This window comes from Pseudomonas sp. NPDC088322, from assembly GCF_044740745.1.
GTDB lineage: Bacteria > Pseudomonadota > Gammaproteobacteria > Pseudomonadales > Pseudomonadaceae > Aquipseudomonas > Aquipseudomonas shirazensis.
Genome location: NZ_JBIURK010000003.1, coordinates 625,235 through 636,672, shown reverse-complemented (window position 1 = coordinate 636,672; position 11,438 = coordinate 625,235). Strand labels below are relative to the sequence as shown.

The window sequence follows — 11,438 nt, the reverse complement described above, 5'->3', positions numbered from 1 at the left end:
AGGTAGAGATCCGTGAAAAAGGATTCCCTCAAAGGCTGGTTCAAGAGCGGCGCTCCCGGCGTTTGGATCAGCGGTGGCGCCGTCGCCATCGCCGTGATCATGACCGTTGGCCTGCTGGCGGTGATCGCCGTGCGCGGCCTTGGCCACTTCTGGCCGGCCGACGTGATCCAGGCCACCTACAAGGTGCCAGGGCAGGCCGAGCATATCGTCGTCGGCGAAGTAGTGCAGCAGGAACAGGTACCCCTGGCGCGGCTCAAGGGCGCTGGCCTGCCAGTGCCGGACAACGGCCCGGAATTCATGACTCGGGAGCTGATCAAGGTCGGCAACCGCGACATCAATGGCAGCGACTTCACCTGGGTGGTCGGCGACTGGCTGGTCGATCAGACCGCCCCGGCGGACTTGATCGCCTTGGAGCGCCGCGAGTGGGGCAACTTCTATGGCTACCTGGTCAGCGTCAAGCAGGACGGCCAGGTAGTGGCCCAGGGCGATGCGGCCTGGGGCGAACTGCAAGCCCGCCTGAAACGCGCGAGCGAACTTGCCGGCGAGCTTCAAGACCTTGAGAAGAAAGACATCGGTGCCATCAACCATGGCCTTGAACGCCTGCGCCTGCAGAGCCGCAAGCTGGAGCTGGCGGGCAAGCTGGACGCCACCGCGCAGGTAGACCTTGAGTCCGAGCGTGCCGAGCTGAACAGCCGCTACAAGGCCATCGAAGAACGCCTCGGCGCGCTGCACCGCGATTTCAGCCGGGACAGCCTGGTGGTGCGCGATGGCAATGGCCGCGAGCTGGAGATCAACCTCGACAAGGTCGTGCATGCCTATCAGCCGAACGGCATGGGCATCGTTACCAAGCTGGGCACCTATTTCGCCAAAGTATGGGAATTCCTCAGCGACGACCCGCGTGAGGCAAACACCGAGGGCGGGATCTTCCCGGCCATCTTCGGCACGGTGATGATGACCCTGATCATGGCCATCATCGTCACCCCGTTCGGTGTGCTCGCGGCGGTCTATCTGCGTGAATACGCCCGGCAGGGCCCGGTCACCCGGCTGATCCGCATCGCCGTGAACAACCTCGCCGGCGTCCCGGCGATCGTCTACGGCGTGTTTGGCCTGGGCTTCTTTGTCTACGTGCTGGGCGGCTCGATCGACCGGCTGTTCTTCCCGGAAGCGTTGCCAGCGCCGACCTTGGGTACCCCGGGCCTGCTCTGGGCATCGCTGACCCTGGCGTTGCTGGCCGTGCCGGTAGTGATCGTGGCCACTGAAGAAGGCCTGGCGCGAATCCCGCGGACCCTGCGCGAAGGCTCGCTGGCGCTCGGTGCGACCAAATCCGAGACGCTGTGGAAGATCGTGCTGCCGATGGCCAGCCCGGCGATGATGACCGGCATGATCCTCGCCGTCGCCCGCGCCGCTGGCGAAGTCGCGCCGCTGATGCTGGTGGGGGTGGTCAAGCTGGCGCCGACGCTGCCGGTCAACGGCAACTACCCTTATCTGCACCTTGATCAGAAGATCATGCACCTGGGCTTCCACATCTACGACGTCGGCTTCCAGAGCCCCAACGTCGAGGCCGCGCGGCCGCTGGTGTACGCCACCGCGTTGCTGCTGGTGCTGGTGATTGCCACGCTCAACCTGTCGGCGGTGTGGATGCGTAACCACCTGCGCGAGAAGTACAAGGCGCTCGACCACTGATTCAGCTTCACGCCACAAGCGCCGGGCTCAGCAGCCAGGCGCTTTTGCCCAGACCGCAGCTTGCAGCTCGAAGCCGGCAGCTACAAACGGAGTGAAACCATGCAACATGAAACTCAAGCTCATGGCATCGACATGTCGGCCCTGGGTCGCAACAAGCAGAGCCTGCGCCTGGCTGAAGAAGCTGTAGCCATCGAAGTGCCTGGCCTGTCTCTGTACTACGGCGACAAGCAGGCGCTGTTCGACGTCAGCCTGAATATCCCCAAGCAGCGCGTGACCGCCTTCATCGGCCCGTCCGGCTGCGGCAAGTCGACCTTGCTGCGCACCTTCAACCGGATGAACGACCTGGTTGACGGTTGCCGCGTAGAAGGCGAAATCAACCTCTACGGCACCAACATCTACCGCAAGGGCGAAGACGTAGCCGAGCTGCGTCGTCGGGTCGGCATGGTGTTTCAGAAGCCCAACCCATTCCCCAAGACTATCTATGAGAACGTGGTCTACGGCCTGCGCATTCAGGGCATCAACAAGAAGCGCACTCTCGACGAAGCGGTCGAATGGGCGCTGCGCGGCGCGGCCTTGTGGGATGAGGTCAAAGACCGCCTGCACGAGTCGGCTCTGGGCCTGTCCGGTGGTCAGCAGCAACGTCTGGTGATTGCCCGCACGATTGCCGTCGAGCCAGAAGTGTTGCTGCTCGATGAGCCGTGCTCGGCGCTCGACCCGATTTCCACGCTCAAGGTCGAAGAACTGATCTACGAGTTGAAATCCAAGTACACCATCGTCATCGTCACCCACAACATGCAGCAGGCGGCGCGCGTCTCCGACTACACCGCGTTCATGTACATGGGCAAACTGATCGAGTATGGGGACACCGATACGCTGTTCACCAACCCGGCCAAGAAGCAGACCGAAGACTACATCACCGGTCGTTACGGCTAGTAGCCGCTGCCGGCTTCACGCCGGCACCGACCCGAATACCTTGAAGCTTGCAGCAGCTGGCTTCTGCGCGGAGCGAACGCATGATCAACAAAGAAAGCCTTACCCATCACATCTCCCAGCAGTTCAATGCCGAGCTCGAAGAAGTGCGCAGCCACCTGCTGGCCATGGGCGGGCTGGTCGAGAAGCAGGTCAACGATGCGGTCACCGCGCTGATCGAGGCTGACTCGGGCCTGGCCCAGCAAGTGCGCGAAGTCGATGAGCAGATCAACCAGATGGAGCGCAACATCGACGAAGAATGCGTGCGCATTCTGGCCCGTCGACAGCCGGCGGCTTCTGACCTGCGCCTGATCATCAGCATTTCCAAATCGGTAATCGACCTTGAGCGCATCGGCGACGAGTCGACCAAGATCGCTCGCCGCGCCATCCAGCTGTGTGAAGAAGGCGAGTCGCCGCGTGGTTACGTCGAAGTGCGCCACATCGGCGACCAGGTGCGCAACATGGTCCGCGACGCACTGGACGCATTTGCCCGCTTCGACGCCGAGCTGGCGCTGTCGGTAGCGCAGTACGACAAGACTATCGACCGCGAATACAAGACTGCGCTGCGCGAGCTGGTCACCTACATGATGGAAGACCCACGCTCGATCTCGCGGGTACTCAGCGTGATCTGGGCATTGCGTTCGCTGGAGCGGATCGGCGACCACGCGCGCAACATCGCCGAACTGGTGATCTACCTGGTGCGCGGCACCGACGTGCGCCACATGGGCTTGAAGCGGATGAAAGCCGAGGTCGAAGGCACCGCAGGCCGCGAGGCTGAAATCGCTAATGTTTTGGCTGAATCGGACGATAAATAGGATTGCTCCCGAGCCTCAACGCCCGGCCCAGTGCCGGGCGTTTTCGTTTGCGGTCGAGCAGCCAGCAGGCACCCGCGAACAGTGTGCGACGTCCCGACCTGATTCGCTGCTTGGCAAATGGCCATCAGTGAGCGTTATGCTAGTCGGGATCAAGAGGAGTATCGATGAGTAAAGTCAATGTGCTGGTTGTGGATGACGCCCCGTTCATTCGCGATCTGGTAAAGAAGTGCCTGCGCAACGCCTTCCCGGGTATGGTCATCGAAGATGCAGTGAACGGCCGCAAAGCCATGGCATTGCTCGGTAAGGAGCATTTCGACCTGGTCCTGTGCGACTGGGAAATGCCGGAAATGTCGGGCCTGGAATTGCTCACCTGGTGCCGTCAGCAGCCAGAGATGAAAGCCCTGCAGTTCATCATGGTGACCAGCCGTGGCGACAAGGAAAACGTGATTCAGGCGATTCAGGCCGGGGTGTCCGATTTTGTCGGCAAGCCGTTCACCAACGAACAGCTGCTGACCAAGGTGAAAAAATCCCTGAGCAAGATCGGCAAGCTCGACAGCCTGATGTCGGGCGGCGTGGCCAAGGTCAATTCGGCGTTTGCCAATGACTCGCTGAGCGCCTTGACCGGTGGTCGCCCGGAGGCTGTCAGAGCCGCTCCGGTGGCCGCCGAGGCTGCCCGGCCGCTGGTCGCCGCAGCAGCACCGAAGGCCGCGCCAAGTGCCGCACCGGCCGGTCGTGGCCAAGGCCAATTGCGCCTCGCCAGCGGCGCGCAAGCCTGTGTGATCAAGGCCCTGAGCCTGAAGGAAGCGCTGCTGGTGGTGCGTCGCAGCGCCAACCTGCCGCAGGTGCTTGAAGGCGCGGTGCTCGACCTTGAGCAGGGTGACAACGCTGAAGTCGCGCGTCTGAACGGCTATCTGCATGCAGTGGCGGCGATGGAGCCGAAGCCGGACAGCGACTGGCTGCAGCTGACCTTCAAGTTTGTCGACCAAGACGCGCAGAAGCTCGACTACCTGTCGCGCTTGATTGCCCGCGGCACTACTCAGAAGCACTTCACTCCCGGCGCGTGAGGCGCTGTCCGACGCAGCCGCGGCCCCTGTCAGCACGGGCCGCGGCTGCGCCGACCAACTGCCATACCCAATGGCAATCCGCCTGCTAGGCTTCGACAGAACCCAACTGTCATAAAGCCACCATCCCATGCCCAGCCGCCTGCTGCTGTTCTGTGCCTTGCTCACGGCTTCGGCGTCGAGTGTGGCCATGACGTTGTATCGAACCACTGATGCCTACGGTGTTGTGTCGTACTCCGATCACGACAGCGAAGGCGCCAAGGCCTATGTGATCTTTCGCGAGCCGATCGTCGAGCGCCTCGACGGCCAGGTGCGGCTGTACAGCGAGGTGATTACCGGCGGGATGCGCTTCAGCGCGCACAACGAGCTGTTCGCGCCGGTCGAGGTCGAGTTGCGCCTGCAAGGGCTGAGCAATGCTCAGGGGGGCAACGCGCCGCGGATCGTGCGCAAGGTGCTGCCAGCACGCTCGACCCAGTTGCTCAGCGTGGTCATGGCCCAGCCCGGCAAGCAACTGGGTTATCAAAGCAAACTCGACTACGCCCTCGGCAGCCCGCTGCAGCGGCCGCAGGCATTTCGCTACCCGTTCCCCTGGCGTGGCGGGCCGTTTCGTTTGAGTCAGGGGCCGAACGGGCGCTACAGCCACTTCGGCGCCAAGGGCCGCTATGCGATGGACATCGCCATGCCTGAAGGCACGCCGATCGTCGCTGCGCGCGGCGGGGTGGTGATCAAGACCGAGAACAGCCAGAACGGCCGCGGTACCAATGCCTCAGGCAACTTTGTGCGCATTCTCCATAGCGATGGCACCATGGGCGTCTACCTGCACCTGATGCAGGGCTCGGTGGTGGTCGGCGAGGGGCAGCGGGTCAGCGTAGGGGATGCGCTGGCCAAGTCGGGCAATACCGGCAACAGCAGCGGGCCGCATCTACACTTTGTGGTGCAGCGCAATGTCGGCCTGGCACTGGAGTCGATCCCCTATCAGTTCGACCGGCCCCTTGGCGGGTTGCCTAATTTCACGGCGGGCAATCCGTGAAATTGGGGCCGCTGCGCGGCCCTTTCGCGACACAAGGCCGCTCCTACAGTTGACCGCGCATGACGTACTTGCGCGGACCCTGTAGGAGCGGCCTTGTGTCGCGAAAGGGCTGCGCAGCAGCCCCAAAGATGTGGCAGACCGCTGGTTATTCCAGCTTGAGCACCTTGGCCAGAACGATCTTGGGCCCTTTCATCTTCTTGATGATGATGCGCAGGCCTTCGACTTCGAGCAGTTCCTCTTCTTCAGGCACCCGATTCAGCGTCTCGTAGACCAGCCCTGCAAGGGTTTCGGCCTCGATGTGGTCAAGGTCAACGCCCAGCAGCCGCTCGACCTTGAACAGCGGAGTATCGCCGCGCACCAGCAGCTTGCCTGGCTGGTAGGCGAGGATGCCGCGCTCGGTCTTGCGGTGCTCGTCCTGAATATCACCGACCAGCACTTCCAGCACGTCTTCCATGGTCAGGTAGCCGATCACCTTGCCATCGGCTTCTTCAACCAGCACAAAGTGCGCGCCGCCCTTGCGGAATTGCTCGAGCAACTGCGACAGCGGCATGTGCCGGGACACCCGCTCGAGTGGCCGGGTCAGGTCGTCCAGGTCGACGCTGCCGGGGATATGGTCGAGGTCGGCCAGCTCCAGCAACAGGTCCTTGATGTGCAGCAAACCGGTGAATTCCTCACGCTCGGCATCGTACACCGGGTAGCGGCTGAATTTGTGCCGGCGGAACATCGCCAGGATTTCCTTGAGCGGCGCCTTGGCGTCGAGGCTGATCATGTCCTCGCGCGAGTTGGCCCAGTCGACCACCTCCAGCTCGCCCATCTCGACCGCCGACGCCAGTACGCGCATGCCCTGATCACTCGGGTCCTGGCCACGGCTGGAGTGCAGGATCAGCTTGAGCTCTTCGCGGCTGTAATGGTGCTCATGGTGCGGCCCCGGCTCGCCCTGGCCAGCCACCCGCAGGATGGCGTTGGCGCTGGCGTTGAGCAGGTAGATGGCCGGGTACATGGCCCAGTAGAACAGGTACAGCGGCACCGCCGTCCACAGCGACAACAGCTCGGGTTTGCGGATCGCCCACGACTTGGGCGCCAGCTCACCGACAACGATGTGCAGGTACGAGATAACGAAGAAGGCGATGAAGAACGACACGCCCTTGATCAGCTCCGGCGAGTCGACGCCAAAGTACGCCAGCAACGGCTCGAGCAGGTGGGCGAAGGCCGGCTCACCGACCCAGCCCAGGCCCAGCGAGGCGAGGGTGATACCCAGCTGACAGGCAGACAGGTAGGCATCGAGCTGGTTGTGCACCTTGCGCAGAATGCTGCCGCGCCAGCCGTGCAGCTCGGCGATCGAATCGACCCGGGTCGAGCGCAGTTTGACCATGGCGAACTCGGCGGCAACGAAGAAGCCGTTGAGCAAGACCAGGAACAGTGCAAAAAGAATCATGCCGAAGTCGGCAAACAGGGAGGTGACGCTGATACCAGGGGAAGGGTCCATGATGGGGTTTTACGGGGTCCGTCTGCGAAAATGATGATAAAAAGCCGCCAGCTGTGCCGGCGCAGGACAGCCAATGTAGCGGCTGAGGCGGCAAAAGCAAAGGGGGGGCAGGGCGGCGTCGGTCAGTGCCAGCCACCCGCTGTGGCTATCTGCCCTTGCCGATATCCATCTGCACAGCGGCAAAATGGCAGGTAAAGGTGCTGCCGTGGCCGGGCACGCTGCTGATCTCCAGCCGCGCGCGGTGGCGCAGCAGCACGTGCTTGACGATCGCCAGGCCCAGGCCGGTGCCGCCGGTGTGGGAGTTGCGGCTGGAGTCCACCCGGTAGAAGCGTTCGGTCAGGCGCGGCAGGTGCTTGGCCTCGATCCCCATCCCCGAGTCCTGCACCGACAGGTGCGCGCCCTGTTCATCGGCCCACCAGCGGATGCGGATGTTGCCGCCGTCCTGGGTGTACTTGACGGCGTTGAACACCAGATTGGAGAACGCACTGCGCAGCTCCGACTCGCTGCCCTTGAGGTAGACCCCAGGGCTGGCCTCGAGGCTGATGTTCTGCTGGCGCGGGCCAGACAGCGCCTGGGCATCGGCCTTGATCGCGGTGAGCAACGCATCGACTGCCACGGGCTGGTTGTCCGAGGGGTAGTCGGTGGCTTCGAGCTTGGCCAGCAACAGCAGGTCGTTGAGCAGCGTCTGCATGCGCGACCCTTGCTGGCTCATCTGCTGCAGGGCGCGGGTCCAGCGTGGATTGACGTCTTCGACGTTATCCAAGAGGGTTTCCAGGTAGCCGCTGATCACCGTCAACGGCGTGCGCAGTTCGTGCGAGACGTTGGCGACGAAGTCTTTGCGCATCTGCTCGAGCAGGTGAATGCGGGTGACGTCGCGCACCAGCATCAGGTGCTCGTTGTTGCCATAGCGGGTGATGTGCAGCTGCACCCGCATGCGGTCGTTGATCGGCGAGGGGATTTCCAGCGGCTCAAGGTAGTTTTCTGCTTCGAAGTATTCTTTGAAGCGTGGGTGGCGGACCAGGTTGGTTACCTGCTGGCCGCCATCCTGCGGGGTCTTGAAGCCGAGCAGGGTTTCCGCTGCGCGGTTCCACCATTCCAGATTGCCGTCGCTGTCGAGCATGATCACCGCGTCACGCAGGGCAGCTGTTGACTCCTGGACTCGGTCGATCACTGCCTGCAAGCGCCCGCGCACGCGCTGATCGCGGCGTTGCAGGTGGTAGATGCTGTCGAACACCTCGCCCCACAGGCCGTAGCCGTCGGGTGGTGCTTCGTCGGGTTGATGGTTGCGCAGCCAGTCGTGCAGGCGCAGCAACTGCTTGAGGGTCCAGCCCAGGTACAGCGCCAGGCCGATGGCAAAGCTCCAGCCATAGTAGCCGCTGACCAGGCCGCCAATGATGCAGACGGTGATCAACAGCAGCAGGTGGCGAATCAGGGTCGCATGCCAGTTCTGGTTCAATTGTTACGGTCCTTGTACAACAGTGTGCAGCCAGCTGCGCAGGCGTCGCTCAGCTTTTGGTCGAGAAACGATAGCCAGTGCCGCGCACGGTTTGTACCAGATTTTCGTAGACCTCACCCAGCGCCTTGCGCAGGCGGCGGATGTGCACATCGACGGTACGCTCTTCGACGTAGACGTTGCCGCCCCAGACCTGATCGAGCAACTGGCCACGGGTGTAGGCGCGCTCCTGGTGGGTCATGAAGAACTGCAGCAGGCGGTATTCGGTTGGGCCCATCTCGGCTGGCTTGCCGTCGATGGTGACGCGGTGGCTGATCGGGTCGAGCAGCAGGCCGCCGATCTCGATTGGCGACTCGCTGTCGCTCGGGCCGGTGCGGCGCAGCACGGCTTTCAGCCTGGCGACCAGTTCCCGCGGCGAGAACGGTTTGGTGATGTAGTCGTCGGCGCCGACTTCCAGGCCCTGGATCTTGTTGTCCTCTTCGCCCTTGGCGGTGAGCATGATGATCGGGATGTCGCCGGTCAGTTCATCACGCTTGAGGCGGCGCGCCAGCTCGATGCCCGAGGTGCCCGGGAGCATCCAGTCGAGCAGGATCAGGTCCGGCTTGCGGTCGACGATAATGGCGTGGGCCTGCTGCGAGTTCTCCGCCTCGAGGCAGTCATAGCCGGCCATTTCCAACGCAACGGCGATCATCTCGCGAATGGGCGCTTCGTCGTCGACGATCAGAATGTTCCTGCCAACCATGCTCTCAACCTCTCCTGAATTGGATGTCTTGGCCCGCATTAGATAACGGAATTATTGCAGTCGTGTGACAAGTCGTGGGCTGCCACTGCAAGTATCGACGGCTGAGCTAGGCTGTAAATCCCAACCCCCGAATAAATACGGTGAAATCCAATGACACGATCAACGCTGAACTGGATGGCCTTCTGCGCGGTTTTGGCGCTGCCGGGGGTAGCCCTCGCCGAGCATGGCGGCATGGGCATGGCCAAGGGCGGCATGCTGGTGGATGACAAGGGCATGACCTTGTACACCTTCGACAAGGACAGCGACGGCAAGTCGATGTGCAACGGCGACTGTGCCAAGAACTGGCCGCCGCTGATGGTCAAGGAAGATGACAAGGCTGCGGCAGGCAAGTGGACCCACATCAAGCGCGACGACGGCAGCATGCAGTGGGCCTACGATGGCAAGCCGCTGTACACCTTCGTCAAGGACACCGAAGCCGGCAAGACCACCGGCGATGGCATGAAGGACGTCTGGCATGTAGCCAAGCCCTGACGGCATCGCCGCGCCCTGCGCGAGCGCCTGACAGCGCTGGCACAGGGCGCGCAGTCAGCCCAGGGCGTAATCCAGCACCACGCCGATAAAGATCAGAAAGCCTGCCCAGTGGTTATGCAGAAACGCCTTGAAGCACGCGTCGCGATCCAGCTTGCGCGTCGACCAGAACTCCCAGGCAAAGCACACCAACGCACCCACCAGGCCGAGGTGGAACCAGCCGCCCAGGCCGAACTTGATGCCCGCCAGCAGCAGGCAGGCCAACGACAGCAGCTGCAAGCCAAGAATGATCGCCCGGTCGGCCTCGCCAAACAGGATCGCGGTGGATTTGACCCCGATCTTCAAATCGTCATCGCGGTCGACCATGGCGTAGTAGGTGTCATAGCCCACCGTCCACAGCAGGTTGGCGATGTACAGCAGCCAGGCGCTGGCAGGCAGATCGCCGCCGGCGGCGGTGAAGGCCATCGGGATACCCCACGAATACGCTGCGCCCAGGACCACCTGTGGGTAATAGGTGTAGCGCTTCATGAACGGATAGCAGAACGCCAGGGCGACCGCACCGAACGACAACCAAACCGTCTGGGCGTTGGTGCACAGCACCAGCAGGAAACTCGCCGCCACCAGCACGGCGAACAGCACCAGCGCCTCGCGTGGCTTGACCCGACCGCTGGCCAGCGGCCGGTCGGCGGTGCGTTTGACGTGGCCATCGACCTTGCGGTCGGCGAAGTCGTTGATGCAGCAGCCGGCCGCGCGCATCAGCACTACGCCTAGGCCAAAGATCAGCACATTGGCCACCGTCGGCGCGCCCTGGCCGGCAATCCACACCGCAGTCAGGGTCGGCCACAGCAACAGGTAGATGCCGATCGGCCGATCCATGCGGCTCAGCTGGACGAAGTCCCAGGCGCGCGGGTGCAGGTGGTTGAGTGATTTCAGCAGTTGCAGGTACATCAGCCGGTTACCTCGCTGGAGGCTTGCCACAAGGCCGGCAGAAACACCTCGGCCACCAGTAGTTGCAGGCCATCACGCTCGAAGCGCGAGCGCCGGCCCCACAGATTCGCAGCAGCGACTTCAATCGGTAGCCAGTGCTGCGGGTAGCTGCACACCTCGATAGGGTGGCGCACAAAGGCTTGATCGCAGAACAGCAGCTCACCCAGCGAACGGCTGCCCAGGGTTTCCAGGTCCAGCCCACCGCGCTCCAGCGCGCTGCGCCCGGCCACGCTGCGGGCGAATACCCAAGGCTGGCCATGGCCACGCAGGTAGACCTCACGGACCCAGCCCTGCGCACCAGGCTCAAGGCCAAGCGCCAGGCATTCGTCATCGCGCAGCGGCTGCCAGCCCTGGAACAACGGGGTGACACTGAAATGATCAGCAGACAGGGCAGTCAGGCGGCGGGTCAGCGAGCCTTCATCGAACAGCCAGTCGAGGGTCGGCTGGGCAGGCGTGGTTGCCAGCTGTGGATACGGCAGCCACGCAACAGCGGCTGCTAGCGGGGATTCGTACGACACGTCGGTATGCTTGTTACAGCCAGAGAGGCGCCGAGCTTAGCATGATTGCCTGCGCTGCTTGCATACTGCAGGCTGGGCCAGTAAAAAGCCCGTGGCAGCCGCACGAGCCATAACTCAGCCTGTTGCGTGCAACAGCGCGATAAGCGGCAAGGCCAAGCCTGAACCT

The 11,438-nt window shown here is 63.0% G+C and carries 11 protein-coding genes; 6 read left to right on the top strand and 5 right to left on the bottom strand.

Features of this window, described 5'->3' with window-relative positions; all coding sequences use genetic code 11:
* The first annotated feature begins 12 nt into the window (after positions 1-12).
* The 5 genes from pstA (at position 13) to ACIOAU_RS10500 (ending at position 5,558) form a co-directional block, all read left to right on the top strand.
* Complete coding sequence (gene pstA / locus ACIOAU_RS10520; RefSeq protein WP_401181776.1) at positions 13-1,683, top strand: phosphate ABC transporter permease PstA; 1,671 nt, start codon at positions 13-15, stop codon at positions 1,681-1,683.
* Positions 1,684-1,782: 99 nt separating this feature from the next.
* The gene (pstB, locus tag ACIOAU_RS10515; RefSeq protein WP_101322851.1) at positions 1,783-2,616 is read left to right on the top strand and encodes a phosphate ABC transporter ATP-binding protein PstB; all 834 of its coding nucleotides are present in this window, start codon (positions 1,783-1,785) and stop codon (positions 2,614-2,616) included.
* Positions 2,617-2,696: 80 nt separating this feature from the next.
* Positions 2,697-3,467: a phosphate signaling complex protein PhoU gene (phoU, locus tag ACIOAU_RS10510; RefSeq protein ID WP_103435538.1), complete on the top strand. Its 771-nt coding sequence runs from the start codon at positions 2,697-2,699 to the stop codon at positions 3,465-3,467.
* Positions 3,468-3,631: 164 nt separating this feature from the next.
* Positions 3,632-4,531, top strand: a complete 900-nt coding sequence (locus tag ACIOAU_RS10505) for a response regulator (RefSeq protein WP_101322853.1) — start codon at positions 3,632-3,634, stop codon at positions 4,529-4,531.
* 127 nt (positions 4,532-4,658) lie between these two features.
* Positions 4,659-5,558, top strand: a complete 900-nt coding sequence (locus ACIOAU_RS10500) for a peptidoglycan DD-metalloendopeptidase family protein (RefSeq protein ID WP_101322854.1) — start codon at positions 4,659-4,661, stop codon at positions 5,556-5,558.
* Between the two features lie 145 nt (positions 5,559-5,703).
* Here ACIOAU_RS10500 and ACIOAU_RS10495 read toward each other — a convergent pair whose 3' ends face one another.
* The 3 genes from ACIOAU_RS10495 to phoB all read right to left on the bottom strand — a co-directional run bounded on the left by ACIOAU_RS10495 (position 5,704) and on the right by phoB (position 9,239).
* On the bottom strand, positions 5,704-7,044 hold the full coding sequence (locus ACIOAU_RS10495; protein ID WP_101322855.1) for a hemolysin family protein: 1,341 nt from the start codon (positions 7,042-7,044) through the stop codon (positions 5,704-5,706).
* A 145-nt stretch (positions 7,045-7,189) separates the two neighbouring features.
* Positions 7,190-8,500 carry a phosphate regulon sensor histidine kinase PhoR gene (gene phoR, locus ACIOAU_RS10490; protein ID WP_101322856.1) on the bottom strand — a complete coding sequence of 437 codons (1,311 nt, stop codon included), beginning with the start codon at positions 8,498-8,500 and terminating at the stop codon, positions 7,190-7,192.
* A gap of 49 nt (positions 8,501-8,549) precedes the next feature.
* On the bottom strand, positions 8,550-9,239 hold the full coding sequence (gene phoB / locus ACIOAU_RS10485; RefSeq protein ID WP_101322857.1) for a phosphate regulon transcriptional regulator PhoB: 690 nt from the start codon (positions 9,237-9,239) through the stop codon (positions 8,550-8,552).
* Positions 9,240-9,389: 150 nt separating this feature from the next.
* On the opposite strand from phoB, the gene ACIOAU_RS10480 reads away from it, so the two are divergent.
* A complete protein-coding gene (locus tag ACIOAU_RS10480) occupies positions 9,390-9,770 on the top strand; it encodes a hypothetical protein (protein ID WP_101322858.1) in 381 nt (126 codons plus the stop codon).
* 54 nt (positions 9,771-9,824) lie between these two features.
* Here ACIOAU_RS10480 and ubiA read toward each other — a convergent pair whose 3' ends face one another.
* Both ubiA and ACIOAU_RS10470 read right to left on the bottom strand, forming a co-directional pair.
* Positions 9,825-10,715 (bottom strand): 4-hydroxybenzoate octaprenyltransferase, encoded by an 891-nt coding sequence (gene ubiA / locus ACIOAU_RS10475; protein WP_401181769.1) that lies wholly within the window; start codon positions 10,713-10,715, stop codon positions 9,825-9,827.
* Positions 10,715-11,272, bottom strand: coding sequence for a chorismate lyase (locus tag ACIOAU_RS10470; RefSeq protein WP_312391317.1), 558 nt, complete (start codon positions 11,270-11,272; stop codon positions 10,715-10,717). Before ACIOAU_RS10470 ends, ubiA begins: the two co-directional genes overlap by 1 nt.
* Between the last annotated feature and the right edge of the window lie 166 nt (positions 11,273-11,438).

Excerpts from the sequence above, each read along its gene's own strand:
- phoU (WP_103435538.1), top strand. The coding sequence starts at position 2,697 with ATGATCAACAAAGAAAGCCTTACCCATCACATCTCCCAGCAGTTCAAT.
- ACIOAU_RS10500 (WP_101322854.1), top strand. The coding sequence starts at position 4,659 with ATGCCCAGCCGCCTGCTGCTGTTCTGTGCCTTGCTCACGGCTTCGGCG.
- phoB (WP_101322857.1), bottom strand. The coding sequence starts at position 9,239 with ATGGTTGGCAGGAACATTCTGATCGTCGACGACGAAGCGCCCATTCGC.
- ubiA (WP_401181769.1), bottom strand. The coding sequence starts at position 10,715 with ATGTACCTGCAACTGCTGAAATCACTCAACCACCTGCACCCGCGCGCC.
- ACIOAU_RS10480 (WP_101322858.1), top strand. The coding sequence starts at position 9,390 with ATGACACGATCAACGCTGAACTGGATGGCCTTCTGCGCGGTTTTGGCG.
- ACIOAU_RS10495 (WP_101322855.1), bottom strand. The coding sequence starts at position 7,044 with ATGGACCCTTCCCCTGGTATCAGCGTCACCTCCCTGTTTGCCGACTTC.
- pstB (WP_101322851.1), top strand. The coding sequence starts at position 1,783 with ATGCAACATGAAACTCAAGCTCATGGCATCGACATGTCGGCCCTGGGT.
- ACIOAU_RS10505 (WP_101322853.1), top strand. The coding sequence starts at position 3,632 with ATGAGTAAAGTCAATGTGCTGGTTGTGGATGACGCCCCGTTCATTCGC.